24 protein-coding genes are annotated in these 25,202 nt (G+C 68.3%); 9 read left to right on the forward strand and 15 right to left on the reverse strand.

Going from position 1 to position 25,202, the window contains the following annotated elements:
• The first annotated feature begins 10 nt into the window (after positions 1 to 10).
• From ACKY0W_RS13800 to ACKY0W_RS13835, 8 genes are read left to right on the forward strand one after another with little or no spacing between them, the layout of a single operon-like run.
• Complete coding sequence (locus ACKY0W_RS13800; protein ID WP_409434517.1) at positions 11 to 352, forward strand: ArsR/SmtB family transcription factor; 342 nt, start codon at positions 11 to 13, stop codon at positions 350 to 352.
• Complete coding sequence (locus tag ACKY0W_RS13805) at positions 349 to 828, forward strand: NADH-quinone oxidoreductase subunit B family protein (RefSeq protein WP_409434518.1); 480 nt, start codon at positions 349 to 351, stop codon at positions 826 to 828. Before ACKY0W_RS13800 ends, ACKY0W_RS13805 begins: the two co-directional genes overlap by 4 nt.
• Positions 825 to 2,780 carry a proton-conducting transporter membrane subunit gene (locus ACKY0W_RS13810; RefSeq protein WP_409434519.1) on the forward strand — a complete coding sequence of 652 codons (1,956 nt, stop codon included), beginning with the start codon at positions 825 to 827 and terminating at the stop codon, positions 2,778 to 2,780. Before ACKY0W_RS13805 ends, ACKY0W_RS13810 begins: the two co-directional genes overlap by 4 nt.
• 5 nt (positions 2,781 to 2,785) lie before the next feature.
• A complete protein-coding gene (locus ACKY0W_RS13815) occupies positions 2,786 to 3,739 on the forward strand; it encodes a respiratory chain complex I subunit 1 family protein (protein WP_409437782.1) in 954 nt (317 codons plus the stop codon).
• Positions 3,736 to 4,392 (forward strand): hypothetical protein, encoded by a 657-nt coding sequence (locus ACKY0W_RS13820; protein ID WP_409434520.1) that lies wholly within the window; start codon positions 3,736 to 3,738, stop codon positions 4,390 to 4,392. The genes ACKY0W_RS13815 and ACKY0W_RS13820 overlap by 4 nt, the downstream gene beginning before the upstream one ends.
• The gene (locus tag ACKY0W_RS13825) at positions 4,392 to 5,858 is read left to right on the forward strand and encodes a proton-conducting transporter membrane subunit (protein WP_409434521.1); all 1,467 of its coding nucleotides are present in this window, start codon (positions 4,392 to 4,394) and stop codon (positions 5,856 to 5,858) included. Before ACKY0W_RS13820 ends, ACKY0W_RS13825 begins: the two co-directional genes overlap by 1 nt.
• On the forward strand, positions 5,858 to 7,336 hold the full coding sequence (locus ACKY0W_RS13830; protein ID WP_409434522.1) for an NADH-quinone oxidoreductase subunit C: 1,479 nt from the start codon (positions 5,858 to 5,860) through the stop codon (positions 7,334 to 7,336). Before ACKY0W_RS13825 ends, ACKY0W_RS13830 begins: the two co-directional genes overlap by 1 nt.
• A gap of 39 nt (positions 7,337 to 7,375) precedes the next feature.
• A complete protein-coding gene (locus tag ACKY0W_RS13835; protein ID WP_409434523.1) occupies positions 7,376 to 7,795 on the forward strand; it encodes a MarR family winged helix-turn-helix transcriptional regulator in 420 nt (139 codons plus the stop codon).
• Between the two features lie 25 nt (positions 7,796 to 7,820).
• Here the strand turns inward: ACKY0W_RS13835 and ACKY0W_RS13840 are convergent, their stop codons facing one another.
• From ACKY0W_RS13840 to rpsB, 3 genes are all read right to left on the reverse strand, one after another.
• On the reverse strand, positions 7,821 to 9,251 hold the full coding sequence (locus tag ACKY0W_RS13840) for an amidase (RefSeq protein WP_409434524.1): 1,431 nt from the start codon (positions 9,249 to 9,251) through the stop codon (positions 7,821 to 7,823).
• Between the two features lie 243 nt (positions 9,252 to 9,494).
• On the reverse strand, positions 9,495 to 10,310 hold the full coding sequence (gene tsf / locus ACKY0W_RS13845; RefSeq protein ID WP_409434525.1) for a translation elongation factor Ts: 816 nt from the start codon (positions 10,308 to 10,310) through the stop codon (positions 9,495 to 9,497).
• 15 nt (positions 10,311 to 10,325) lie between these two features.
• Complete coding sequence (gene rpsB, locus ACKY0W_RS13850; protein ID WP_409434526.1) at positions 10,326 to 11,162, reverse strand: 30S ribosomal protein S2; 837 nt, start codon at positions 11,160 to 11,162, stop codon at positions 10,326 to 10,328.
• A gap of 235 nt (positions 11,163 to 11,397) precedes the next feature.
• Between rpsB and ACKY0W_RS13855 the strand changes: the two genes are divergently transcribed.
• Complete coding sequence (locus ACKY0W_RS13855) at positions 11,398 to 11,937, forward strand: M23 family metallopeptidase (RefSeq protein ID WP_409434527.1); 540 nt, start codon at positions 11,398 to 11,400, stop codon at positions 11,935 to 11,937.
• Here ACKY0W_RS13855 and ACKY0W_RS13860 read toward each other — a convergent pair.
• From ACKY0W_RS13860 to ACKY0W_RS13915, 12 genes are all read right to left on the reverse strand, one after another.
• Positions 11,891 to 12,760 carry an alpha/beta fold hydrolase gene (locus ACKY0W_RS13860; RefSeq protein ID WP_409434528.1) on the reverse strand — a complete coding sequence of 290 codons (870 nt, stop codon included), beginning with the start codon at positions 12,758 to 12,760 and terminating at the stop codon, positions 11,891 to 11,893. The genes ACKY0W_RS13855 and ACKY0W_RS13860 overlap by 47 nt on opposite strands.
• A gap of 2 nt (positions 12,761 to 12,762) precedes the next feature.
• The gene (locus ACKY0W_RS13865) at positions 12,763 to 13,662 is read right to left on the reverse strand and encodes a tyrosine recombinase XerC (RefSeq protein WP_409437783.1); all 900 of its coding nucleotides are present in this window, start codon (positions 13,660 to 13,662) and stop codon (positions 12,763 to 12,765) included.
• A gap of 34 nt (positions 13,663 to 13,696) precedes the next feature.
• On the reverse strand, positions 13,697 to 14,857 hold the full coding sequence (locus tag ACKY0W_RS13870; RefSeq protein WP_409434529.1) for an alpha-hydroxy-acid oxidizing protein: 1,161 nt from the start codon (positions 14,855 to 14,857) through the stop codon (positions 13,697 to 13,699).
• 4 nt (positions 14,858 to 14,861) lie between these two features.
• Entirely contained in the window at positions 14,862 to 15,719 is an 858-nt protein-coding gene (locus ACKY0W_RS13875) for a siderophore-interacting protein (protein WP_409434530.1), read from the reverse strand.
• Positions 15,720 to 15,751: 32 nt separating this feature from the next.
• Positions 15,752 to 16,897, reverse strand: coding sequence for a DNA-processing protein DprA (dprA, locus tag ACKY0W_RS13880; protein WP_409434531.1), 1,146 nt, complete (start codon positions 16,895 to 16,897; stop codon positions 15,752 to 15,754).
• Positions 16,894 to 18,405, reverse strand: coding sequence for a YifB family Mg chelatase-like AAA ATPase (locus ACKY0W_RS13885; RefSeq protein ID WP_409434532.1), 1,512 nt, complete (start codon positions 18,403 to 18,405; stop codon positions 16,894 to 16,896). The genes dprA and ACKY0W_RS13885 overlap by 4 nt, the downstream gene beginning before the upstream one ends.
• Positions 18,406 to 18,774 (reverse strand): YraN family protein, encoded by a 369-nt coding sequence (locus ACKY0W_RS13890; RefSeq protein WP_409434533.1) that lies wholly within the window; start codon positions 18,772 to 18,774, stop codon positions 18,406 to 18,408.
• Between the two features lie 171 nt (positions 18,775 to 18,945).
• Positions 18,946 to 19,611 (reverse strand): GNAT family N-acetyltransferase, encoded by a 666-nt coding sequence (locus tag ACKY0W_RS13895; protein ID WP_409434534.1) that lies wholly within the window; start codon positions 19,609 to 19,611, stop codon positions 18,946 to 18,948.
• Between the two features lie 56 nt (positions 19,612 to 19,667).
• A complete protein-coding gene (locus ACKY0W_RS13900) occupies positions 19,668 to 21,179 on the reverse strand; it encodes an acyl-CoA synthetase (protein WP_409434535.1) in 1,512 nt (503 codons plus the stop codon).
• On the reverse strand, positions 21,176 to 22,573 hold the full coding sequence (locus ACKY0W_RS13905; RefSeq protein ID WP_409434536.1) for a wax ester/triacylglycerol synthase family O-acyltransferase: 1,398 nt from the start codon (positions 22,571 to 22,573) through the stop codon (positions 21,176 to 21,178). Before ACKY0W_RS13905 ends, ACKY0W_RS13900 begins: the two co-directional genes overlap by 4 nt.
• Positions 22,570 to 23,982 carry a WS/DGAT/MGAT family O-acyltransferase gene (locus ACKY0W_RS13910; RefSeq protein WP_409434537.1) on the reverse strand — a complete coding sequence of 471 codons (1,413 nt, stop codon included), beginning with the start codon at positions 23,980 to 23,982 and terminating at the stop codon, positions 22,570 to 22,572. The genes ACKY0W_RS13905 and ACKY0W_RS13910 overlap by 4 nt, the downstream gene beginning before the upstream one ends.
• Positions 23,982 to 25,151, reverse strand: a complete 1,170-nt coding sequence (locus ACKY0W_RS13915) for an alpha/beta hydrolase fold domain-containing protein (RefSeq protein ID WP_409437784.1) — start codon at positions 25,149 to 25,151, stop codon at positions 23,982 to 23,984. The genes ACKY0W_RS13910 and ACKY0W_RS13915 overlap by 1 nt, the downstream gene beginning before the upstream one ends.
• Positions 25,152 to 25,202 lie beyond the last annotated feature (51 nt).

Raw genomic sequence — 25,202 nt, forward strand, 5'->3', positions numbered from 1 at the left:
GTTCGCTGCTATGGTCTGCGCTGTGCCGAACTCGCTCCATCAGGTGAAAGCGGAGTTCTTCAAGACTCTCGGGCACCCCGCCCGGATCCGCGTCCTGGAATTGCTTGCCGAACGTGACCACACCGTCAGCGAGCTGCTCCCCGAGATCGGGCTCGAGGCATCGAATCTGTCCCAACAACTGGGTGTCCTGCGCCGCGCAGGCGTGGTGACAGCGACCAAGGACGGCAACGCGGTGGTGTACTCCATCGCCTCGCCGCTGATCACCGAACTGCTCGCCGTGGCGCGCAAGGCGCTGACCGGACTGCTCAACGAACAAGTGGCCCTCCTCGATGACCTGCGGGCCGGGCAATGAGCTGGTTCACCAGAATCCGTGCGCTGGGCCGTGTCACCGAACCGGCAGCTGCCCGCCCCCCGGCCGCCACCGACCCGCCGGGAGGCGTCGCGGGGTCCCTACAGATCCGCCATGTCGACGCCGGATCGTGCAACGGTTGCGAGATCGAGATCGCCGGGGCTTTCGGCCCGGTGTATGACGCCGAGAGATTCGGCGCCCGGCTCGTCGCCTCGCCGCGGCATGCCGACGCCCTGTTGGTCACCGGGGTGGTCACCCGCAATATGGCCGAGCCGCTGCGCAACACCCTGGAGGCCACCCCGCAGCCGCGCAAAGTCATCGCGTGCGGGGACTGCGCCCTCAACCGCGGGCTGTTCGCGCAGTCGTACGCCACCGTGGGGGCGGTCGGCGAGGTGGTCGGAGTCGATGTCGAGATTCCCGGCTGTCCACCGACGCCCGAACAGATCCTCGCCGCGCTGAGGTCGGTGACCGGTCGGTGAGCACGCTGGCGGTCTCCTCCCCCGATACCTCGCACCACCCGGCGCTTCCAGCGGCCCTCAGCGGTACCGCCACGGCCGGGATCGGTGCGGCCGGAATCGGCATCGGCCTGGCCGGCGCGTTCGGCAGTGTGCCCGCGGTCCGCATCGACTGGCTGGTCCCGCTGCTGGGTGTGCAGCTGCGCATCGATGCGCTGGGCGGATTCTTCATGGTGTTGACCGGCGCGGTGGCCGTGGCCGCCGGCCTGTATTGGATCGGCTATGCGCGCCACGAGCGCTACGGCGCCCTCCCGCTGCTGACGCTGCCGCTGTTCGTCGCCACCCTGCTGACAGTCCCGGCGGCCGGCTCGGTGACGACGTTCCTGCTTGCCTGGGAGCTGATGGCGCTGAGCTCGTTGGTGTTGGTGCTCACCGACCAACAGCGCAGCGAGGTGCGTTCGGCCGCGCTGATCTACGCGGTGATGACCCAGCTGGGCTTCGTGTCGCTGTTGTTGGGAATGGTGGTGCTGGCAGCCCACTCCGGCAACGACTTCGGCGGTATCGGCGCGTTGCCCGATCGCGTGCGCAATACCGTATTCGTGTTGACCCTGATCGGTTTCGGTTCCAAAGCCGGACTGCTCCCACTGCACGCGTGGCTGCCGCGGGCGCACCCGGAGGCCCCCAGCCCGGTCTCGGCGTTGCTCAGCGCCGCCATGGTCAACCTCGGTATCTACGGGATCATCCGCGTCGACGTGCAGCTGCTCGGTCCCGGCCCGCGGTGGTGGGGTCTGACGCTGCTGATCGCCGGTGGCGCATCGGCGCTGTACGGGGTGCTGCAGGCGTCGGTGGCAACGGACCTCAAACGGCTGCTTGCGTATTCGACGACGGAGAACATCGGGCTGATCACCCTGGCCCTGGGGGCGGCGACGTTGTTGTCGGGCGCCGGTTCGCGCGACGCGGCGACCGTTGCCGCCGTCGCGGCACTGCTGCACCTGCTCGCCCACAGTGCGTTCAAGAGCCTCGGCTTCCTGGGCGCCGGGTCGGTGCTGGCCGCCACCGGCTTGCGCGACCTGGATCGACTCGGCGGCCTCGCCCGCCGAATGCCGGGCACCACAGCGCTGTTCGGGGTGGCCGCACTCGGCGCGGCCGGCCTGCCGCTGGGAGCGGGATTCGTCAGTGAATGGTTGCTGATCCAGTCGCTGATGCATGCCCGTGCCGACCATGACGTCACGATCACCCTGGTGACACCGCTGGCGGTGGGTGCGATCGCACTGACCGCCGGATTGGGGGTGGCCGCCATGGTCAAGGCGTTCGGAATCGGGTTCCTGGCCCGCCCACGCTCGGATGCCGCAGCAGCAGCCCGGGAAGCGCCCGTCACGATGCTCGCCGGGATGACGCTGGCCGCACTCGCCTGTGTGGTGCTGGCCGTCGCGCCGGGCACCGTGGGCCCGCTGTTGCATCGGGTGCTCGACACGCTGCCGATCTCCGGGTCAGCGCCGGCTCTCGGCACTTATCTACGCATTCCCGGGCTGGATGCGTCCATGTCGCCCGGGCTGTTGGCCGCCGTCCTGGCCGCCGCCACCGTCGTGGTGCTGATCGGTTCTCGCTGGCGCGCTGGTCGGCGCCCCAGCACCGCTACGGTGCCGTTGTGGGCCTGCGGCGCAGACGATCTAAGCCCGCGTATGCAGTACACCGCGACGTCGTTCGCCCAACCGCTGCAGCAGGTCTTCGACGACGTGCTGCACACCGACACCGCCGTCGAGGTGACCCGCCAAGCGCCGTCGAGCTACTACGTAGACCGGATCGCCTACCGGGCTCGGGTGGCCGATGTCGTCGAAGACCGCTGGTATGCCCCGCTGCTGCGGGCCGTGGGCGCCGCCGCACAGTTGGTGCGCCGCGCCCACACCGGCAGCGTGCACCTCTACCTGGCCTACGGCGCGGTGGGTGTGCTGATCGCCATGCTGGTGGCGCGATGAACATCATGGCTTACCTGGCGGGTTTCGTGCAGGTCGCGGGTGTCGTCGCGGGCGCGCCCCTGGTCATCGGTCTGATGCGTCAAGTGCGGGCCCGCGCCGAGGGCCGCGCCGGTGCCGGGATCTGGCAACCCTGGCGTGACATGCGCAAACTGCTGGGCAAGCAGAACCTCAAACCACGTGGCACCACCTGGGTGTTCGCCGCGGCGCCGGTTGCACTGGCCGCCACCACCCTGGTCATCGTCGCCACCGCGCCCCTGGTGGCGACCGGCTCGCCACTGGACCCGATCGCCGACCTGATCACCGTTGTGGGCCTGCTGTTCCTGGGCACCGTGGCTCTGACGCTGGCCGGCATCGACACCGCAACCGCCTTCGGCGGAATGGGCGCCAGCCGCGAGATCACCATCGCGGCCCTGGTCGAACCGACCATCCTGGTGGCGGTGTTCGCGTGCTCGATCCCGGCGAACTCGGCCAATCTGGGGGCCATCGTCGGTTACACCAGCCAGCACCCCGGCGAGGTGATCTCGCTGGCGAGCGCCTTGGCGTTCGTCGCGCTGGTCATCGTGATCGTCGCCGAGACCGGCCGGCTGCCAGTGGATAACCCGTCCACGCACCTGGAGCTGACGATGGTGCACGAGGCCATGGTGCTCGAATATGCCGGTCCCAAGCTGGCGATGGTCGAGTGGGCCAGCGGCATGCGGCTGACGGTGCTGCTGGCGCTGCTGGCGAATCTGTTCTTTCCGTGGGGCATCGCGGGCGCGAACCCCGGCGCGCTCGACCTGATCGTCGGCGCCGGCGCGATCGCGCTCAAGGTGGCCGTGCTGGCCGCGATCATGGCCGCAGTGGAGGTCTTCCTCGCCAAGCTGCGGCTGTTTCGGGTGCCCGAACTACTCGCCGGGTCCTTCGTACTGGCATTGCTGGCCGTGACGGCGGCGAACTTCTTCTCGGGGGCAGGCGGATGACCTACGTCAACATGCTGGACCTGGCTGCCGGTGGCGTGCTGCTGGCCGCGGTGCTGGCGGTCTGGCACCGGGACCTGTCGGTGGTGGTGCGCCGGTTGCTCGTCGCCCAAGGTGTCGCGCTGGCCGCCATCCCGGTGATTCGCGGTGTGCACGACCATGATCCAGCCCTGCTCCTGGTAGGCCTCGGTGTGCTTGCGGTACGTGCGGTATTGCTGCCGTGGCTGCTACACCGGGCATTGGGCGCCGAACGCCAGGAACGCCGCGAGTCCGCTCCCCTGGTCAGCACCACCGCTTCGCTGCTGATGGTCACCGCACTGGTGGTCGCGGCGTTCACCATCGCCCAACCAGTGGTCGCACTGGCGCCCAGTACCTCGACCAACGCCGCCCCGGCGGCCATCGCGACGGTGCTGATCGCGCTGTTCATCATGGCGACCCGCCGCCACGCCATCTCACAGACCGTCGGGCTGCTGATGCTGGACAACGGAATCGCCGCGACCGCGTTCCTGCTGACCGCCGGCGTCCCGCTGATCGTCGAACTCGGCGCCTCGCTGGATGTGCTGTTCGTCCTGATCGTGCTCGGAGTGCTGACCGGACAGCTGCGCAACGCCTTTGGCGGGGTGGACCTGGACCTGTTGCGGGAGCTGCGCGACTAATGACACTTCTGATCCTGCTGCCCCTGCTGGCACCGGTGCTGGCCGCCCTGTGTTCGGTGGTACTCGGCTGGCGTCGGCTCAGCGCCGCCGTCACGGTGATGTCGGCGCTGACAATCCTCGGATGCGGTGTCGCCCTCGGTTTTCAGGTCGGCGATCAGCCGCATCTGGTTCTGAACGGCCTGCTGCGCGCCGACGCACTGTCGGTGACCATGCTGATCGTCATCGGTGTCGTCGGCAGTCTGGCCACCTGGGCGAGCATCGGTTACATCGGCGCCGAACTGGCTCGTGGGCACACCGATGATCGCGGCGCGCGGTTGTATGGCATCCTGACTCCGGCGTTCCTGGCGGCGATGGCTCTTGCGGTGTCGGCCAACAACATCGGCGTGGTGTGGATCGCGGTGGAGGCCACCACGATCGTCACCGCGTTTCTGGTCGGTCACCACCGCAGCCGCGCTGCCCTGGAGGCCACCTGGAAGTACGTCATGGTGTGTTCGGTGGGCATCACGATCGCGTTCCTGGGCACCGTGCTGCTGCATTTCGCCACGCTGCATGCCGGAGCGGTCGGCGAAGACGCGCTGGACCTGGACGTGCTGGCCGCCCATGCCGCCGGGCTCGACCCGGCGGTAACCCGGTTGGCGGGCGCACTGCTGTTGATCGGCTACGGCGCCAAGATGGGCCTGGCGCCGTTCCATACCTGGCTCGCGGATGCGCACAGCCAAGCCCCGGCGCCGGTGTCGGCGTTGATGAGCGGGGTGCTGCTCTCCGTCGCGTTCTCGGTGCTGATCCGGATCAAACCGATCATCGATGCCGCGGTGGGTCCGGCTTTTCTGCGGGCCGCGCTGCTGGCCGCCGGTTTGGTGACCCTGCTGATCGCGGCGTTGCTGCTGACCATCACGACCGATCTCAAACGGATGCTGGCCTATTCGTCGATGGAGACGATGGGCTTGATGGCGGTCGCGGCGGCCGCCGGCACTCAACTGGCGATCACCGCACTGCTGCTGCACGTCCTGGCTCACGGCGTCGGCAAGACCGTGCTGTTCCTGGCCGGCGGGCAGTTACAGGCCGCCCACGGTACGACGGCGATCGGCGAGATCACCGCGGTGCTCGGCAGATCCCGGTTGATCGGCGGTGCGTTCGCGGTCGGGATGGTGGTCCTGCTCGGATTGCCACCGTTCGCGATGTTCGCCAGCGAGGTGGCGATCGCGATCTCGCTTGCCGACGCCCGGCTGGCGTGGGCGCTGGGCCTGGCACTGCTGGCGCTGCTGGTGGCATTCGCCGCGTTGCTGCGCAACTCCGGTCGGATGCTGCTGGGCACCCCGAGCGCCGACAGTCCGGCGATCCGGGTGCCGGTGACGGTTGCGGGCGCGCTGGTTGCCGGGGTGCTGGCCTCGCTCGCCCTGGGTGTGACCGCGGGACCGCTTTCCGAGCTGTTCAGCACTGCCGCAAGCCAACTCGGAGTCCGCTGATGAGTCCCATCACCCGCGCCCAGCCGGTCACCGACAGCCAACTCGTCGGCGCGGCAACCGCCCTGTTGGCCGACGGGTTCCGGCTCGCCCTGGTGGCCGCCCACGACGACGGGGACACCCTGCGGGTGGTGTACCTGTTCGTCGCCGGGCGTCCGGATCGCCGCACGGAGCTGATCCTGACCGTTCCGGCGGACAACCCGGAGATTCCGTCGCTGGCCCGGATGTCGTTTCAGGCCGGACGCTTCGAGCGCGAGATGCTCGATCTGTATGGGATCACCCCGATCGGGCATCCGCAGCCGCGCCGCCTGGTACGGCATGCACATTGGCCAAACGATTGGCACCCGATGCGCAACGACGCCGGGCCACCTGGAGATTTCGTTGCGGCGGACCACTTTCCCTTCCTGACGGTGGACGGCGCCGGGGTCTACGAGATCCCGGTCGGTCCGGTGCACGCCGGCCTGATCGAGCCGGGCCACTTCCGGTTCTCGGTCGTCGGAGAATCGGTGCTGCGCCTCAAGGCACGACTGTGGTTCGTGCATCGCGGAATCGAGCGGCTCTTTCAAGGCCGGGCCGCCGCCGCGGCGGTCGATCTGGCCGAACGAATCAGCGGTGACACCTCCGCCGGCCACGCGCTCGCCCACAGCCTGGCGATCGAAGACGCCCTCGGTGTCGAGCTGCCCGATTCGGTGCACCGGCTGCGGGCATTGCTCGTCGAGCTCGAGCGTCTCTACAACCACGTCGCCGACCTGGGCGCCCTGGCCAACGATGTGGGTTTCGGCCTGGCCAACGCACACACTCAGCGAGTCCGTGAACTACTGCTGCGCATCAACGCGCAGGTGACCGGACACCGGTTGTTGCGCGGCGCGATCAGTCCCGGAGGTGTTGTGCTGCAAGCACTCCCCGGCCCCGAGCGGCTGCAGGATCTGGCCGATGACGTCGCCGAGATCGCCGAGCTGACGCTGGGAAACTCGGTCATCTACGACCGGTTCGCCGGCACCTCGGTATTGCACCACGAGGACGCCGTAGCGATGGGCACCCTGGGCTATGTGGCTCGGGCCAGCGGGATTGTCACCGACGCCCGAATCGACCATCCGACCACCGATCTTCCGGTCACCGAGGTGACGGCAAGCGCCGGCGACGTACTCGCCCGCTATACCGTTCGCCGCGACGAGTTCGCGGCGTCGGTAGCGCTGTGCCGCAACCTGATCGATAACCACGACGGGCCGCTCGACGTCCGAGCGCAACTTCCGGTGGCGACTGGTCCTCGCAGCGGGATCGGCATCGTCGAGGGCTGGCGCGGCAGCATCGTGCACCGGGTCGAGATCGGGGTCGACGGCGTCATCGGCCGCGCGAAGATCGTGGACCCGTCCTGGTTCAACTGGCCGGCACTGCCGGTGTCGATGACCGACACCATCGTGCCGGACTTTCCGCTGACCAATAAGAGCTTCAATCTGTCCTACGCGGGAAACGATCTATAGCGGTTCAACGCAGAGACCTTGTATGTCAGGATATTTGATATGGAAGACGTGGACGTTGCTCCGCTGGGATATCTGCTGTACCGAGTCAGCTCGGCGCTGCGCCCGCAGGTGACCGCGGTACTCGGACCGCTGGGGCTGGCCTTGCCCGAATTCGTCTGCATGCGGGTGTTATCGCTGCGTCCCGGCCTGTCCAGCGCCGAACTGGCCCGTCACACCGGCGTCACCCCGCAGGCCATGAACACCGTGCTGCACCGGTTGGAGAACCGCGGCGCGGTGAGCCGCCCGGAGTCGGTGCCGTCCGGGCGGGCACTGCCGGCGAACTTGACCGAGGCCGGCCGGGATCTGCTGAAACAGGCCGAGGATGCGGTGCGCATCGCCGATGGTCGCGTGCTGGCCGCGCTGAGCGCGGCCGAGCAGCATCGGTTGCGGCAGATGTTGGAGCGAATCGGCGCAGAGTGACTGCTGGGTTGATGGCGGCGACCCGCTAGGCCCGGGCGGCGATCGTGGGCCAGGGCTTCGCGGCCTCCAGTTCATAGGCCAACTCCAGCAGCCGGGCGTCCTGCCCGAGGGGGGCGCTGAACATCATCCCCACCGGCAAGCCGGCCGCGGACTCGGCCAGCGGCAGCGAGATCGCCGGTTCGCCGGTGGCGTTCTGCAGCGGAGTGAACGCCACCCAGTCCATCAGCCGGTCGATGATCTGTTCATAGTCGGCTGTCGGGTCCAGGTGGCCGATCTGCGGTGTCTCGTGTGCCAGCGTCGGGGTGAGCGCCACGTCGTAGTCGCGGTACATCCGCGCCGTGTGCCGGCGCAGAGTCGCCAAGCGGGTAATCGCCACCGGCAGTCGGTACAGGTGGCGCGTGGCATAGCGATCCAGCCCAAGTGTCAAGCTGTCCAGCCGGCTGCGGTCGAAGCTGGGGCCGAACATCTGGCGCCCACCCCGCACCAGCGCCGTCGCCAAAAACGCCCAGTAGAGCAGGAAGTCGTCGGGGAAGTGCCCGGGCACCGGCGGACGCTCGAGGTACTCGACATAGTGGCCGAGCTCCTCGAGCAATGCCGCGGTCTTCAAGGTCAGGTCGCGCATCTCCGGGGAAGTCGGTCGGGACACCGATTCCGTGATCACCGCGACCTTGAGGCGCTTGGCACCCGGCTTCCGAACGTCACCGACCGGCGGAAGCTTGGTGTTGCGCGAGATCCGTTCCGCGTCAGCGTAGAAAGCGGCGGTGTCACGCACCGAGCGAGTCACCACCCCGTTGAAAACGATCCGCACCGGCATTGCACGAAGGGCCTTGTCTAGGGGCAACCGTCCCCGCGAGGGCTTGAGCCCAACCAGTCCGTTGCAGGCCGCGGGAATACGGATGGACCCGCCACCATCGTTGGCGTGCGCGATCGGCACCACCCCGGCGGCGACGAACGCCGCCGATCCCGACGACGACGCCCCGGCGCTGTAATCGGTGTTCCATGGGTTGCGTACCGCGCCAATGCGCGGATGCTCGGCGGAGGCGCTGAATCCGAACTCGCTCAACTGGGTCTTTCCCAGCGCGATCAGCCCGGTGTTCAGGTAGAGCTTGGCGAAGTCGCCGTCGGCCGCGACCGGGTGTGGCTGCCAGGCGTCGGTGCCCTGCATGGTCGGCATCCCGGCGACATCGACGTTGTCTTTGATGAACGTTGGGACGCCCCGAAAGAACCCCGGGGACCTCGAATCTTCGCCGTGCGCGCCCTGACGCGCCGTCTCCCGGGCGCGGTCGAACGCCCGGTAGGCCAGGCCATTCAACTGCGGATTGACCGCTTCGGCTCGCGAGATCGCGGCTTCGACGAGCTCCGCGGCCGACACCTCACCGGCGCGGAGTCGTTCAACCAAGCCGACCGTGTCGGAATCACCGAGCGCGTCATTACCGAAGGCGTGCACATGTTGCATGGGGTGACATTATCTGACGGTTCGCCCCGGCCCCACATCCGGCGGATCGTCCCCGCCGCAGGAGTGTTCTCCGCGAACAAATACCACTGCTCCGGGTGGATTGGCCGGCGTCGAAGGCGGCCGCCGGGCCTGTTCGGCGCGAGCACGTGACCAAACAAATATCACCGCCAGTGCCACTCAAGTGACACTGGCGGTGATATTTGAACGAACGGTAGATACCCGGAACTTCAGTCCCGGAACGGCCTAGCCCTGTCCGACCTCGAACCGCACGAAACGGGTCACGGTCACGCCGGCCTCGTCGAGCAGCGCCTTGACGCTCTTCTTCGAGTCGGACACCGACGACTGGTCCAGCAGCACGACGTCCTTGAAGAAACCGGTGACCCGGCCTTCGACGATCTTGGGCAGGGCAGCCTCGGGCTTGCCCTCCCCCTTGGCCGTCTCTTCGGCGATGCGACGCTCGTTGGCCACCAGCTCGGCGGGAACGTCCTCACGGCTCAGGTACTTGGCCTTGAGCGCGGCGATCTGCAGCGCCACGGCGTGGGCCGCCTCGGTGTTGTCGCCCGCGTACTCGACCAGCACACCCACGGCCGGCGGCAGGTCGGAGGCCCGCTTGTGCAGGTAGGTCTCCACGGTGCCGTCGAAGTAGGCGACCCGACGCAGTTCGAGCTTCTCGCCGATCTTGGCCGACAGCGCCTCGATGGCCTCACCGACGGTGCGGTCACCGATCTTGGCGCTCTTGAGCTCCTCGACATCGGAGGTCTTGGCCGCCGCGGCGGCGGTGACGACCTCGTCTGCGAGAGCCTTGAACTCGTCGTTCTTGGCGACGAAGTCGGTCTCGGAGTTCAGCTCGATCAGGGCGCCGCCCTTGGCCGCGACCAGACCTTCGGCGGTGGCCCGCTCGGCGCGCTTGCCGACGTCCTTGGCGCCCTTGATGCGCAGCACCTCGACGGCCTTGTCGAAGTCGCCGTCACTCTCGGCCAGCGCATTCTTGCAGTCCATCATGCCTGAGCCGGTGAGTTCCCGAAGCCGCTTAACGTCGGCAGCGGTGTAGTTCCCCACTGTTGTGTGCCTTTCCTACGATGCGTCGGTGGTGGTTTCGGTGCCGGCAGCTGCGGCGTCGGCGTCAGGCGCCGCGGTGGTGGCGCCCGCCAGCAGTTCCTGCTCCCACTCGGCCAGCGGCTCAACCGTTTCGGCCGCAGCCTTGCCCTCGCCGTTGCCCTGACCTGCCCGGGCCTGCAGCCCCTCGGCCACCGCGGAGGCGATGACCTTGGTCAGCAGAGCCGCCGAGCGGATGGCGTCGTCATTGCCCGGGATCGGGTAGTTCACCTGGTCGGGGTCGCAGTTGGTGTCGAGGATCGCGATGACCGGGATGCCCAGCTTGATGGCCTCCGCGACCGCGAGGTGCTCCTTGTTGGTGTCGACGACCCAGACGGCCGAGGGCACCTTGTTCATGTCACGGATACCGCCGAGGCTGCGCTCCAGCTTGTTCTTCTCGCGGGTCAGCATCAAGATTTCCTTCTTGGTGCGTCCCTCGAAGCCACCGGTCTGCTCCATGGCCTCGAGTTCCTTGAGGCGCTGCAGGCGCTTGTGCACGGTGGAGAAGTTGGTGAGCATGCCGCCCAACCAGCGCTGGTTGACGTACGGCATCCCGACCCGGGTGGCCTCGGCCGCGACCGATTCCTGAGCCTGCTTCTTGGTGCCGACGAACATGATGGTGCCGCCGTGCGCGACGGTCTCCTTGACGAACTCGTACGCCTGGTCGATGAACGTCAGCGTCTGCTGCAAGTCGATGATGTAGATGCCGTTGCGGTCGGTGAAGATGAACCGCTTCATCTTGGGATTCCAACGACGGGTCTGATGCCCGAAGTGGGCGCCGCTGTCCAGCAGCTGTTTCATGGTTACGACAGCCATGAGTCCATGGTTCCTTTTTTGTCGGTTGACGCCCGGCGTCGGGTGAGGCCGGGCCCTGGTGCCTGCTGAGATGTCGGACCCCTGTCGGGGACCACCCGGCATCTGCGTTGTGGCGCAGCCACGCGAAGTCAGCCCGCATACGCGAACTGCGCAGATGAGTTTACACCGTCCGAACAGGTGCTTTGTCCACAGCGGTGACTGGCCCGATCCGGGGCCGCCGAGGTGAACTGGGCGAATGCGGTGGTTGGCGTTGTTGCTGGTCGGAAGCCTTCTGCTGGCCGCACCGGCGCACGGCGACACAATTCGGCTGGATTGGCCGCTGCGGCCGCGCCCGGCGGTAGTGCGGCGTTTCGACGCACCGCGCCCGGATTGGCAGCGCGGCCACCGGGGCGTGGACCTGGCCGCGGAGCCGGGCCAGCCGGTGTATGCCGCCGGTGCCGGCACGGTGGTGTTCGCTGGGCGTTCCGGCGGGCAGCCGGTGGTGTCGCTGGCCCATACCGGTGGGTTGCGCACCAGCTATCAGCCGGTGGCCGCGGCGGTCCGGACAGGTCAGCTGGTGGCCGCCGGATCGATGATCGGCACTTTGGAGTCCGGCCACCCTGGCTGCGCCGCCTGCCTGCACTGGGGCGCGATGTGGGGGCCGGCGTCACGGGCCGACTACGTCGATCCGTTGGGACTGTTGATCTCGACGCCGATCCGGCTCAAACCGGTATCTGGTCTGGGCGCGACTACCGCGGCGGCAGTCGACGCAGGAAATCCGTCATGGCGGCGATGACGACGTCGGGCTGGTCCCGTTGGACCCAATGGCCGGCGCCGGCAACGACTTTCAGCTCGGCATGCGGGATCAGTTCGGCGGCCGCCCGCGCACGCGCCACGGGCACGCCGGCATCCCGGTCGCCGTGAATGATCAGCGTCGGACACCGCAGCGACGCCAGCCGCGCCGTGTAGTCGGTTTTCAGCCGGTTCCACAACATCTCGTCGCGCTGCCATTGCTCGAACGCGACAAACCCGGGCTGACGTGCGGCGGAGATGATCTCCGCGATCAGTTCGGGGCTGCGTTGGGCTGGATCACGAATCAGCGATTTGAGGCTCCAGGTCAGCGCGGCGCGATTGGTCGCCATCCAGCGGGTGGCGAGATCCAGCGCACCGGTGCGCTGCATCGCCCAGGCCAACATGTGCCGGCCGCCGGCCAACCGCGGCATCAGCCCGTAACTGTCCAACAGCAGTGCCGCGGTGACCCGTTCGGGGCGGTCCAACACGTGCCCGATCGTCAGGGCCCCGCCCAGCGACAGCCCACCGACGGCGTAGTGATCCAGTCCGAGCGCGTCGATGAATTCCCCCACGTAGGCGACCAGCCGTTGCTGGGTCACCCGCCACGTGGGCAGCGGGCTCTTACCGCAGCCGGGATGATCAGGAGCGATGACCCGCAAGCCGCCGGCCGCCAAGCGTGGCCCGACCTCCCCCCAGGACAACTCGGCGCTGTCCGTGCCGCCACCATGCAGCAACACCACGGTCCCGGCCGCCCAGGAAGCGGGATTGTCGGGACGAAAGTCAAGGTACGAGACCAGTCCCGACGGCAGTTCGACAGTTGACCGCACCGTCACGCCCGCGGGTGGGCCTGATCGTGCACGGCACGCAGCCGGGCGACGGTGACATGGGTGTAGAGCTGCGTGGTGGCCAGGCTGGAGTGACCGAGCAGCTCCTGCACGATCCGCAGGTCTGCCCCACCCTCCAACAGATGCGTGGCTGCCGTGTGCCGCAGCCCGTGTGGCCCCATATCCGGTGCTCCCCCGACCGCGGCGACGGTCTGGTGCACCACGGTGCGGGCCTGACGGGGGTCGAGGCGACCGCCGCGAGCACCGAGCAGCAACGCCGGGCCGGAGTCCAGCGTCGCCAGCGGCGGGCGCCCCCGGGCAAGCCACGCCTGCAGCGCGTCGGCGGCGGGCTCCCCGAACGGCACGGTGCGTTGCTTGTTGCCCTTGCCCACCACTCGCAACACCCGTCGCGAGCTGTCGACGTCGTCGATGTCGAGGCCACACAGTTCGCTGACCCGCACCGCAGTGGCGTAGAGCAACTCGGCGATCAGCCTGTCCCGCAATGCCAGGGGATCATTCTGCTGCGCACCGGATTTCGCAGCAATCATCGCGTCGTGCGCCTGGTCTCGGCGCAGCACCGCCGGCAACGTCCGGCGTGCTTTCGGCAGCTGCAGGCGCGCACCGGGATCCGATGCCAGCAGCCCCCGCCGCGCCGCCCAGGCGGTAAAGGTCTTGACCGTCGAGGTGCGGCGCGCCAGTGTGCTGCGGGCTGCACCGGCGCCGGCCTGCGCGGCCAGCCAGCTGCGCAGCAGTGGAAGGCTCAGACCCTCGATGCCGGTATGGCCCTGTGCGGCGAGGAATCCGAACAGCGATCGCAGGTCACCGAGATAGGCGCGCCGGGTGTGGTCGGAACGTCCCCGCTCCAGAGCGAGGTACTCATCGAACTCGTCGAGAATCGCGTCCACACCGACCACGGTCTCAGACATCGCTCGACGGCGCTCAGGTGACGCGCCGCAGCGTTTCCGGGGTGAGATCAAGCCGTGACGGATAGCCGTCCACAGCCATGATCAGGTCTGCTTCGGCCAGCAGCGAGCGCAGCACGTGCACGATCCCGGCGGTTCCGCCCAGAGCCAGTCCATAGGCGTAGGGCCGGCCGATACCCACCGCCGTGGCCCCCAGCGCAAGGGCTTTGATGATGTCGGCGCCGGTGCGGATGCCCGAGTCGAAGAGCACCGGCATCCCGTCGGCGGCCGCCACCACGTCTGGCAGGCAGTCCAGCGCCGGCAGTCCGCCGTTGGCCTGGCGGCCGCCGTGCGTGGAGCAGTAAATGCCGTCGACGCCGCCGTCTCGGGCACGCCGCACGTCGTCGGGGTGGCAGATGCCCTTGACGATCAGCGGCAGGTCGGTCAGCGACCGCAACCACGGCAAGTCATCCCAGTTCAGCGGGCTTCCGAAGGTCTGGATCCAGGACAAGATGGCGGCTTGCGGGTTCTCCTCGGGCGGCTGGGCCAGCCCCGCCCTGAACACCGGGTCGGACCAGTAGTTGGACAGGCAGTGCCCGCGCAGCTGCGGGAAGTTCGAGGTGGCTAAGTCACGCGGACGCCAGCCCGGAACCCAGGTGTCGAGGGTGACCACGATGGCCTGGTAACCGGCCGCCTCGGCGCGGTGCACCAGGCTGGCAGCCAGCTCCCGGTCCTTGGGCGTGTAGAGCTGGAAAAACCCTGGGGTGTCACCGAATTCGGCAGCGACATCCTCGAGCGGGTCCGCGGTGAGGGTGGACACCATCATCGGAACTCCGGTGGCGGCCGCGGCACGGGCGCTGGCCAGGTCGCCGTGTCCGTTCTGCGCGCAGATCCCGATGACACCGATCGGCGCCATGAAGACCGGCGAGGGCAGCCGCAATCCGAACATCTCGATCGACAGGTCGCGCTCGGCGGCGCCGACGAACATCCTCGGTATGAGCCCCCACCCGTCGAACGCGGTGACGTTGGCCCGCTGGGTGCGCTCGTCACCGGCACCGCCGGCCACATAGGACCACACCGAGGGGGAAAGCGCCGCAGCGGCTTTGGCCTCCAACTCGGTGTAGGTCATCGGCAGCGCGGGCATCACTCCGGCCAGGCCCTGCAGGTAGATCTCGAACTGGTAATCCCCGAATGCCATCGCGTTAGCCTGTCTGTTCTTCGGCTGATTCTTTAGCGGCGAGCTCTTTCTTCCACTGCCGGAAGGTCTCTTCGGTGCGCCCGCGGCGCCAGTAACCCGAGATCGATGCCCACTTCGCGTCGACGCCGCGCTCCTTGCGGACATAGGGCCGCAGATTGTGCATGACGGCCTGGGCCTCGCCGTGGATGAAGACCTGAACCTGACCCGGTGGCCAAGCCGCGGTGGTGACCGCCTCGATCAGCGGCGCGTTGTCCCCGGCACGCTCCTGTCCGACCAGGTCGGCCCGTCCCCCACGGTGCAGCCAGTTCAGCTCGATCCCGTCCGGCGCATCCAGCGCGATCTCGTCCTCGGGCCCGGCGACTTCGAGGAACGCCATGCCCACCGCGTCTGCCGGCAGGGCCTCCAGTGCGGCCGCGATCGCCGGCAGTGCGCTCTCGTCACCGGCCAGCAGGTGCCAGTCGGCGTCGGGGTCAGGTGCGTAGGCGCCGGCGGGCCCCATCAGGTAGACCGGATCGCCGGGCTGCGCGCCGGCTGCCCACGGGCCGACCACACCGTGGTCACCGTGCACCGAGACATCGATGGCGATCTCCCTGGCGTGCGGATCGGCGCGGCGCACCGTCAGGGTGCGGACCACCGGACGCTGCTCGTCCGGCAGGCCTGCGAAGCTGTCCAGGGTCAACGGCTGCGGTAGCGCTGCGACGTCGACGTCGTAGCGCACAAAGACCACCTTGACGTACGAATCGGTGAACGCGCTGGGCGTGAACGTTTCGAAACCGGTGCCGCCCAACACCACTCGAATCATGTGTGCCGACGCCTGCTCGGTGCGGACAACTTCGAAGGTGTGAACCGGTCGTCCCGCCACGCTGTCTCCCGTCTTCGGCCTGCTCCAGCCGACTATACGAGCTGCCGCTTTGGGCGGGTTATCGCCCAGCTTCCGTCGCGCCGGGCCACCAGGCCGGCGACCTCCAGCATCGCCAGTGGCCCGAATACCTGCGACGGCGCCAGCCCGGAGGCCACGGCAATCTGATCGACGGTGACCACGCCGCGCCCGGGCAGCGCTTCGTAGACCTGACGTTCGGCGGCGCTGAGCCCGTCCAGCGGTGTCACCGGCCGCGGCGGATCCTCCGCCAGCTCCCCGACCCGGCCCGCCAGCTCGATCACCTCGTCGGCCCGGGTCACCAGTTCGGCGCCGCTGCGCAGCAGCACGTGACAGCCGGCCGAGGCCGCACTCGTGACCGGCCCCGGCACCGCGGCCACCGGCCGGCCCAGCAGCCGAGCCCACGCAGCGGTGTTCGCGGCGCCGCTGCGCAGCCCCGCCTCCACCACAACCGTCACCCCCGCCAGCGCCGCCACCAGCCGGTTGCGGGTCAGAAACCGGTAGCGGGCCGGGCGAACCCCCGGTGGGTATTCGGTGACCAGCAGCCCGCTGGAGCCGACGCGGTGGAGCAATGCGGAATGGCCTGCTGGGTAGGCGATGTCGATTCCTCCGGCCAGCACCGCCGCCGTTGTGCCGTCCGCGGCGAGGGCCGCGCGGTGAGCCGCGCCGTCGATTCCGTAGGCGCCGCCGGAAACCACCGTCACATCGTGTTCGGCCAGTCCGGCGGCAAGATCGGCGGCCACCAGCTCACCGTAGGCGGTTGCGGCCCGGGTTCCGACGATCGCGGTGGCCCGCTCGGCGATCTCGTCGAGGCGAGCCGGACCCACCGCCCAGAGCACGAGCGGTGGCTGACAATCCGGTTTGTCCGCGGCCTCGGCGCCCCGGAAACCGGCGAACGCCAGTGTTGGCCACTCGTCGTCATCCGGGGTGATCAGGCGGCCCCCGCGACGGACAAGTACCTCCAGATCGTCAGCGGCGACATCGATCTCGCGGCGGGCTTCGGTACGTTGGGCCAGCTCCGGACCCACAGCGCCGCGCCGAATCCGTTCCGCCGCCTCCACCGGGCCGACCCGATCGACCAGTGCTGCCAACTCCGGGCGCGGCGGCTCGGCCACCCGGGACAGATAGGCCCAGGCCCGTATCGTGCTGTCTGCGGCGCTCATCGTGCCGCGCCTGCTTGGCGAAAGCTCAGGGCCGCCGCAACCTCGTCCAGTCCGGGCGAGTTCCGCCCGGCCAAATCGCTGAGGGTCCACGCGACCCGCAGTGTGCGGTTGGCGCCGCGAATCGACAGCAGGCCACGGTCCAGCGCAGTACGCAGCGGTGTCATCGCCGCGGCGCTGAGCCGAAACTTGCGTCGCAGCAACGCCCCACTCACCTCGGCGTTGGTGTGACAGCCGTGCGGTGCCCATCGGTGGGCTGCGGCGGCGCGTGCGTGCGCGACCCGGGACCGCACCGCGGCAGTCGACTCCCCGTCAGCCGCCGAGAATGCTCCCGCTCGGACCGGATGCATCTCCACCCGCAGGTCCACCCGGTCCAGCAGCGGACCGGACAACCGGCCGAGGTAGCGCCGCTTCTCCATCGACTTACAGGTGCAGTCCCTGGGGTCGGCCGGCGCGCACGGGCACGGGTTGGCCGCCATGACCAGCTGGAAGCGGGCCGGATAGCAGGCCACCCCGTCCCGTCGGGCCAACCGGATCTCCCCGTCTTCCAGCGGCGTTCGTAGCGCCTCCAAGGCGCTGACCCGGATCTCGGCGCACTCGTCGAGGAACAGCACGCCGCGGTGTGCGCGGCTCACTGCGCCGGGCCTGGCCATCCCAGATCCGCCACCGACCAGCGCCGCGACACTCGAGCTGTGGTGCGGCGCGATGAAGGGCGGCCGGGTGATCAGCGGCGCACTGCCCGACAGTAGGCCCGCGACCGAGTGGATGGCGGTGACCTCCAAGGACTCACGTTCGGTCAGTGCCGGCAGCAGCCCGGGAAGCCGTTGGGCCAGCATGGTTTTACCGATTCCGGGCGGTCCTGTCAGCATCAGATGATGTGAACCGGCCGCAGCCACCTCGATGGCGAACCGGGCCTGAGCCTGGCCGACCACCTCGGCCAGGTCCGCGACCGGCTCGGTCACCGGGGCCACGGTCGTCATCCGGTCCCGCAGCCGTGCGCCGCCCTCCAGCCAGCCGTGCAGCTGGCCCAGCGTCGCCACGCCGTACACATCGATGCCGTCCACCAGGCTGGCTTCGGCGAGATTGTCCACGGGAACCACCGCGGCAGCCCAGCCGCCGTTCTTGGCGGCCAACACCGCGGGCAGTACCCCGTGGACCGGTCGCACCCGCCCGTCGAGTGCGAGTTCCCCCAGCAGCACCGTCTTCTCCAACCGGGACCACGGCGCTTTGCGGTCAGCGGAGAGCACCGCGGCGGCCAGCGCGATGTCATAGACCGAGCCCATCTTCGGCAGCGTCGCGGGCGACAGTGCCAGGGTCAGCCGGGCCGCGGGCCAACGCTGCCCACTGTTGGTGATCGCCGCGCGCACGCGATCCCGCGACTCCTGAAGTGCGGCGTCGGGCAGCCCCACCAGATGCACCCCGGGCAGGCCCGAGGTGATGTCGGCCTCGATCTCCACGATCAAACCGTCGAGGCCGCGTACCGCCACCGAGAACGCCCGGCCCAGCGACATTCAGCCCACCCCCTGTAGGTGGGTGATCTCCGGAGTTCGGCTCCGCCCGACCCGCACCCTGATCACGTCGAGACGTACCTGGTCCCAATGCGCCTGCTGGCCCACAAGCCACGCACCGGCCAGTCGACGCAACCGGCGTACCTTCTCCGGTGGCACCGCGTACGCCAGCCCGCCGAAACCCTCACCGCTGCGGGTCTTCACCTCGACGAACACCACGATGCGCGCCACCGGGTCTGCGGCGATCACATCCAGTTCGCCGTAACGGCAGCGCCAGTTGCGGGCCAGAATGGCCCACCCCTGTCCGGTCAGATGGTCGACGGCCAGTTGTTCTCCGAGCGCGCCCAGCTCGGTACGAGACATGGTTGTCATGCCGGTCAGCGTCGGTCAACACCCCGACAGCGTCGAGCCGAGAAGATCCGAAACCAGCTGCCGGACAGGAAGTTATCCCCAGTCCAGCCTTCATCCACAGCTTCAGAACTGGGCGGTCCGGCTCACTCGCCGCGCCGAAACCCGGGGCGACCCGGGGCAAGGATCCGCTGTTTAGCCGGCGTGCGCACCCGGTGCTCGAACGATCAACGGCACACCGGGAAAGTAGGCCGCCATCTCGGCGCGGGCCCGGCGCAGCGCGGCGGTGCCATAGCCCTTCTTGCGGTGTTCGGGATGAATCCAGATCCGCACGTTGACCTCACCGTGGTTGAGGTCGCCGAAGACCATCCCCACCTTGTGCCCGCCGTCGATGGCGACGAACAGCGCCGCGTCCTCGTCCTCGACGCGCGCCAGCGCCGAACTGATCTCGTCGCCGATGTCGTCGGCCGGCCGGCCGGTCCCGTCGGCGCTTGCGCCGACGTCCGTGGTCCGGTCCGCCAGAATGTCGCGGTCCTGCTCCCCGGAGAAAATCCGGAGCGCCAGGGTCTCGCCGGAACTGGCCGGCCGGTCACCGAGGGTGAACGTGAGCTCGTTGTTCAAGTCGTTGAGCTCGTCGGCGATCTTGTCGCGGGACTCCTTGGTGAGCTGATCCAGCGACATTCCGATCACCGCTTCGCAGCCCAGCGGCGAGACGCCCAGCAGGTCGGCAATCGCCTGCACCGCCGACGCGCGGTCGTTGGAATCGACGATCACGTCCAGCACCTCGTGGCGGCGTTCCATGGCCTTGAGCAGGGCATCTGTGATTTCACGGCGGGAGACGGCACGGTCGACAGCGGTCATAGATGTCAGCCTAGACCGAAGTCAGCTTCGACGCGGTGGTGTTCATTTGGGGCGCGTCAGCCCACGAATTGTTTGCGTAGGACCCGCTTGAGAATCTTGCCGGTCGGGTTGCGCGGAATGGCTTCGGCGAAGATCACCTTCTTGGGTATCTTGTAGCGCGCGAGCTTGGTCCCGCACTCGGCGATGATGTCCTGCTCGCTCAGTGCGCCCTGGTCGCCGACGACGATCGCGCAGGCGATCTCCCCCCACTTCTCGTCGGGCAGCCCGATGACCGCCACCTCGTTGACCCCCGGGATGCCGATCACGACGTTCTCGATCTCCGCCGGGTAGATGTTCTCTCCGCCGGAGATGATCATGTCTTTGAGGCGATCCTTGATGTACAGGTAGCCCTCGTCGTCGATCTCGCCGATGTCGCCGGTGCGGAACCAGCCGTCATCGAACGCGCCGCGGGTGGCGCCCGGGAGGTTCCAGTACTCCTTGAGCAGGAAGTCGGCCTTGATCACGACTTCGCCCTCGCCCCGTTCGCTGATCACCCCGTCGTCCCGGCGTACCCGAACGTCGGCGAACATGCAGGCCCGCCCTGCCGAGCCCACCTTGCGCAAGGCGTCGTCGCCGAGCAGCAGGGTGCCACCGCCGCACGATTCGGTCAGCGCGTAGCCCTGCACGACCTGCATGTTCTTGGCGGCGTATAGCCTGATCAGCGGCTCGGGCATGGGTGCGCCGCCAGTGATGAAGAAGCGAAAGTCTGGGGCGACGAGTTCGTCGAACCCGGGCACTTGGCGCATGAAGTTGAGGATCGCCGGCACCGCTCCGCCGATGGTGACCCGCTCCTGCACGATCAGCGTCCACACCGTCGCCGGATCGAACTGCGGCATCGAGATCAGGGTGATCCCGCGCATGGCGCAGAAGATGACTGTCGTCAGCGCCGCCACGTGGAACATCGGCAGTGGCAACAGCACGCGGTCTCCGGCGCGCACATCGACGGTGAGCGACCACGACGTTGCCGCCGAGTGCACGGAATCATGCGTATGGACAACACCTTTCGGGCTCCCGGTGGTTCCCGAGGTATACATGATGAACAGGTTGTCCTGGTCGCCGCATGCGACGTCGGGCTCATTCGCATCCACGGCTGCGAGGCGTTCTTCCAGCGAGCCGTCACCGCCTGTCACCGGCACCCAGTCGGTGACGGTGCCCGGATGCGTGGTGCCCGCCCGCACGGCGTCGGCCACCGGCGCGAATTCGTCACCGTAGATCAGCGCTTTGCTGCCGCTGTTGGACGCGATGAACTCCAGTTCGGCTGCGGCGAGGCGGGTGTTGAGGGGCACGACGACGACCCCGATCTTTGCCGCGCCATAGAACAGGCAGCAGAACTCGACACTGTTGGGCATCAACAGCGCCACCCGGTCGCCCTTGCCGAGTCCGAGCGAGATGAGCACGGCGGCACAGCGATTGGCCAGCACATTGAGCTGTGCGTAGTTCATCCGCACCGATGACGACGGCTCGACGTACGCCTCGAGCCGGGGGCTGACGACGGCACGTTGTGCGAGCATGGCGCCGATGTTCTTCATGGTTTCCTCCGTGTGGTGTCCTGCAGACGCTGGAACGACTGGTCCATCAACCGGGCCAACCGCAGGGGTTCGTCTACGGCCTCGGGTGCCGCACCGATGGCGATACGGACGGTGTCGTTGACGCTGGCGAAGGTGACGTTGAGTCCCGCGCCGGGCGGCAGAATCGGCAGACCCAGGAACGCGACCAGCGGCGCACCGGCCAGATAGAGCTGCTCGGCGGGCCCCTTCATGTTCGAGATCACCACGTTGGCGCTAGGCACATTCCCCAGCCCGGGCACGGAGTCCGACACAGCCATGCTGCCGGCCAGCAGCAGCGCATAGACCTGACGTGAAGTCGTCTGCATGCGGCGCCCCTTGGCCTTGGCATCTTTTGTCGCCCTGTTGATCTGTCGCAGACGCTCGCCGATCGCTGCCCCGGGGATGCCCATGGAGATCAGTTCGGCGCTCACCTGATTGCCGCCCGCCCCGCCGGGTCCGTGCGGCGGTCCCTCGCGCAACGACATGGGCATGAAGGCCACCAGTGGGCGGTCGGCGGGCGCTCCGCGCTCGGCGAGGTAGGTGTGCAGCGCATCGTCGATGACGGTCATGACGACGTCGTTGACGGAGGTGTCGGTCGTTGAGGCCACGGCCTTAACCGCGGCGAGCGGCAGGCCGGTGTCGGCGTAGGCGCGGGCCGCCGATTTCGCGGTGTTGTTGAACAGCGTTCGGTGCGCAGTGAACGGCAGCGATGCCATGCGTGGTTTCAGGTGCAGCGCTTGTACGCCGAGGTCGACGAGGTCGGCGCCGATGCCGATCATGTCGGCGGGCAGTGTGGTCAGTCCCCGCAGCTGACTCTGCAGTCGCTCGGCTTGGGACACGCGGGGCCGTACGCGGCGCCCCGCGGCACCGCCCTCGGGCGCCATCCACGGGGCCGCCAGCCGCTCGTCGTCGGGCGAGTCGCTCATGAAGTTCCGCATCACCCGCAGCCCGCCCTCACCATCGATAAGGGCGTGGTGCACCTTGATCATGACCGCCAGGCAGTCGTTCTCGAGGCCGTCGATCAGGTAGCACTCCCAGAGCGGACGGCTACGGTCCAGTAGCCCACTGTTCAGGGTGGAGACCAACTCATAGAACTGCGCCATCGTGCCGGGCGCCGGCAGATCGATCTGACGGACGTGATTGTCCATGTCCGGTTCGACGGTCTCCCACGCCGCGATCCCGGTGCCCGCCCAGGTGAGTTTGTGGTTGAACGGCTTGACCGCCCGGCTGTGTCGATAGGCGTCGAACAGGCGGGAACCGAAAGTCGATTCCTGCCCCTGCGGCTTTCTGAAGATCGTCATGGCGGCCATGTGAAACGGCCGGTTCGGGTTCTCCAACAACAGAAATGTCAAGTCCATCGGACTGATTCCGCTCATCGGGCTACCTCGTTGGTTTCGGCAACGGCGAGCAGGGCGTTCAGTTCGTCGACGAAATAGCCGAACAGTTGCCAGCCGTCGTCGAGGACTTCCCGGTCCGCCAGCATGCAGATGTTGGCCCGCCCGCAGTAACTCCACATCGTGACGTTGAGGCCGGTGCCATCGGCGAGTTGACCGGTGGAGAACCAGTTGTCGAGCTTCCAGTTGTCCAGGTAGAGCGCGTCCTTGGGGCCAGGGACGTTGGACAGCACCAGATTTCCGAAAAGGCCGAAGCTGCCTCCGCGGCGATGGATCGCCTTACGGATGAGCGTGATGCCCCAGGGCGGGACGACCTGCAACAACGTGCTGATGTCGGCCCCCGCCTCCTTGACCGCCTTGATGTGTTCTTTCATCTCGAGGTTGGCCGTTCGGCTGGCGGTCAGGCGCCGCAGTGGGTCGGCCAGGTCGCTGCGCAGCCAGCAGAAGTCTTGGGTGGCGAAGTTGCCGCGGCCCTCCATCCCGGTGGGCCGGTCGCCGGCGAACGGGGTGGCGCCGACCAGCGGATGCTCATCGGGGTCGTAGTCCATGGCGATCAGGAGGCGGCGGACCGCACCGGCCACGCAGCTGCTGAAGACATCGTTGATGGTGACATCCAGCGCCTTGCTGACCGTGACGAAGCTGTCCAGAGGGAGGCTCTCGCAGACGAAGGTGCGCCCGGCGCTGAGGTTGACGTTCAGCGGGGTCTGCCGCATCATTCCGGCCGCCGGATGGGGCGGGGCGCCAGCCGATCTGCGCTGGCGTTCCAACCTGACCCGCTGCCATAGCCCGGCGGCGACCTTCGGCAGGTTGGCGATGGCCACTTCGGGGAAGTCGCGCACCGCCCAGCCCAGGCGCCGCAGCCACGACGGCAGCGGAGGTGGGGTGTAGGGCGGGGGGTCGTCGGACTTGACGCCCGGCTGCGGCTGGTAGAACCGCTGCATCAGCCAGGATGCGCCGACACCGTCGACGTAGGCGTGGTGCACGAGCATCACGCACGCGACCTTGCCGTCGGCGAGTCCCTCGACGACCCACATCATCCACAACGGTCTGCTGCGGTCGAGTTGGTAGGCGTAGATGTCGGCCATGAACTCGCACAGGCTCTTGTGGTCGGCCGGCGGCGGGCAGGCAACCCGGCGAATGTGGTAGCCGAGTTGGAAGTCCGGATCCTCAACCCAGTAAGGGTGGTTGAGGCCGAGCGGCGAGTCGAGGTACTTCCACCGCAAGACCGGCATCAGATGCAGCCGGCGCCCGGCCTCGGCGCAGAATTTGTCGAAGGACCAGCCGTCGGGGTCGGTGGCCGGGTCGATGATCGCCACCTTGAACGTATGCATATACGCCTTGGGCGTCTCCATGCCGAGCATGAATGCGTCGACCCCGTTGAGCCTCTCCATTATCGCCTCCGCGCCGTCTGGTTACCGTGCTTGCCGATTCCGGATTGCTTGCGGTCCAACCGATACGACCGGTGGACCTCACCGAGGAAGATCCCGATCGCCGTCACGGTCGACGGGGTTCGCGCACCGTCGGTCACGTCGAACCCGTGGTGGGCTCCGGGCAGCTCCAGATAGGCCACGGCCGCCCGCGAGGTCGCACGCAACGCGTCCACGAAGGCAGCGGCCTGGGCTACCGGGATGATGGTGTCGGCGGCGCCGTGCACCACCAGGAACGGCGGCGAGTGCGGACCGACCCGCGCAATCGGCGATGCCGCCCGAAACAGCTCGCGGTGCCGGTCGTGGCGCTTGCGGACCACGACCCGCTCAATGAAGTCCATGAACCGGCGCCGCTCCGGAGTCGATCGGTCTTCCCAGTCGTAGCGCCCGTAGATGCCCACTACCGCGTCCACCGACGTGTCGGCGTCGGGCGACAGATCAGCTTGCAGGCTGCGGTCCCCGGCGGTCAGCCCGACCAGGGCGGCCAAGTGTCCACCGGCCGAAGTGCCCGCGATGGCGACGAAATCGCCGTCGCCGCCGAAGGTGTCGGCGTTGGCCCGCGCCCAGGCAACCGCGGTCTTGACATCGTTGAGGTGGCGCGGCCAGCGATTGCGCGGCGATACGCGGTAGTCGATCGACAGGCACAGCCAGCCCTGGTCGGCGAGGTGACTCAGCAACGCGTCGCCCTGTAGCGCGCGGCGGCCGTGCACCCAGCCGCCGCCAGGGACGAAGATCAGCACCGGCGCCGACATGGCCAGTGGCCCGGGCCGGCGCCAGATGTCCAGCACCTGTTCGGGCGAGTCCCCGTAGCTCACCGATGCCCGGTAGAGGTATCGGCGGCGGTTCCGGTGGTAGCTCAACACCGGTGGCAGCCGCCCGGGGGCCGGCCAGTCGATGTCGAGCCGTTCGGCGGCAACGACGTCCTGCAGGGCATTCACGCAGGCCTGCGCCGCGCTCTTGCTGGGTTGCTCATCGCGCGCACCGCGTCGCGGCACGAACATTCCTTTGACCGCCGCCGAAGCGATACCGGGAGCGCGACCCCCGACCCACAGGCCCGCGGCAACCAGCGTCCCGAGCGGGGTGAGGCGCTTGCCCACGACGGGCACGGCCGCCAGCGACTCGCTCAGTGCCATGAGGTAGTCGACCGGACCGGTCCGCTGTTCGACATCCACGTCTGGTTCCAC

The organism is Mycobacterium sp. SMC-14, from assembly GCF_046250075.1.
Classification (GTDB): domain Bacteria; phylum Actinomycetota; class Actinomycetes; order Mycobacteriales; family Mycobacteriaceae; genus Mycobacterium.

Coding starts and splice junctions, on each gene's coding strand:
- ACKY0W_RS13800 (WP_409434517.1), top strand. CDS start 11: ATGGTCTGCGCTGTGCCGAACTCGCTCCATCAGGTGAAAGCGGAGTTC.
- ACKY0W_RS13805 (WP_409434518.1), top strand. CDS start 349: ATGAGCTGGTTCACCAGAATCCGTGCGCTGGGCCGTGTCACCGAACCG.
- ACKY0W_RS13815 (WP_409437782.1), top strand. CDS start 2,786: ATGGCTTACCTGGCGGGTTTCGTGCAGGTCGCGGGTGTCGTCGCGGGC.
- ACKY0W_RS13820 (WP_409434520.1), top strand. CDS start 3,736: ATGACCTACGTCAACATGCTGGACCTGGCTGCCGGTGGCGTGCTGCTG.
- ACKY0W_RS13825 (WP_409434521.1), top strand. CDS start 4,392: ATGACACTTCTGATCCTGCTGCCCCTGCTGGCACCGGTGCTGGCCGCC.
- ACKY0W_RS13830 (WP_409434522.1), top strand. CDS start 5,858: ATGAGTCCCATCACCCGCGCCCAGCCGGTCACCGACAGCCAACTCGTC.
- ACKY0W_RS13835 (WP_409434523.1), top strand. CDS start 7,376: ATGGAAGACGTGGACGTTGCTCCGCTGGGATATCTGCTGTACCGAGTC.
- ACKY0W_RS13840 (WP_409434524.1), bottom strand. CDS start 9,251: ATGCAACATGTGCACGCCTTCGGTAATGACGCGCTCGGTGATTCCGAC.
- rpsB (WP_409434526.1), bottom strand. CDS start 11,162: ATGGCTGTCGTAACCATGAAACAGCTGCTGGACAGCGGCGCCCACTTC.
- ACKY0W_RS13855 (WP_409434527.1), top strand. CDS start 11,398: ATGCGGTGGTTGGCGTTGTTGCTGGTCGGAAGCCTTCTGCTGGCCGCA.
- ACKY0W_RS13870 (WP_409434529.1), bottom strand. CDS start 14,857: ATGGCATTCGGGGATTACCAGTTCGAGATCTACCTGCAGGGCCTGGCC.
- dprA (WP_409434531.1), bottom strand. CDS start 16,897: ATGAGCGCCGCAGACAGCACGATACGGGCCTGGGCCTATCTGTCCCGG.
- ACKY0W_RS13885 (WP_409434532.1), bottom strand. CDS start 18,405: ATGTCGCTGGGCCGGGCGTTCTCGGTGGCGGTACGCGGCCTCGACGGT.
- ACKY0W_RS13890 (WP_409434533.1), bottom strand. CDS start 18,774: ATGACAACCATGTCTCGTACCGAGCTGGGCGCGCTCGGAGAACAACTG.
- ACKY0W_RS13895 (WP_409434534.1), bottom strand. CDS start 19,611: ATGACCGCTGTCGACCGTGCCGTCTCCCGCCGTGAAATCACAGATGCC.
- ACKY0W_RS13900 (WP_409434535.1), bottom strand. CDS start 21,179: ATGAAGAACATCGGCGCCATGCTCGCACAACGTGCCGTCGTCAGCCCC.
- ACKY0W_RS13905 (WP_409434536.1), bottom strand. CDS start 22,573: ATGAGCGGAATCAGTCCGATGGACTTGACATTTCTGTTGTTGGAGAAC.
- ACKY0W_RS13910 (WP_409434537.1), bottom strand. CDS start 23,982: ATGGAGAGGCTCAACGGGGTCGACGCATTCATGCTCGGCATGGAGACG.
- ACKY0W_RS13915 (WP_409437784.1), bottom strand. CDS start 25,151: ATGGCACTGAGCGAGTCGCTGGCGGCCGTGCCCGTCGTGGGCAAGCGC.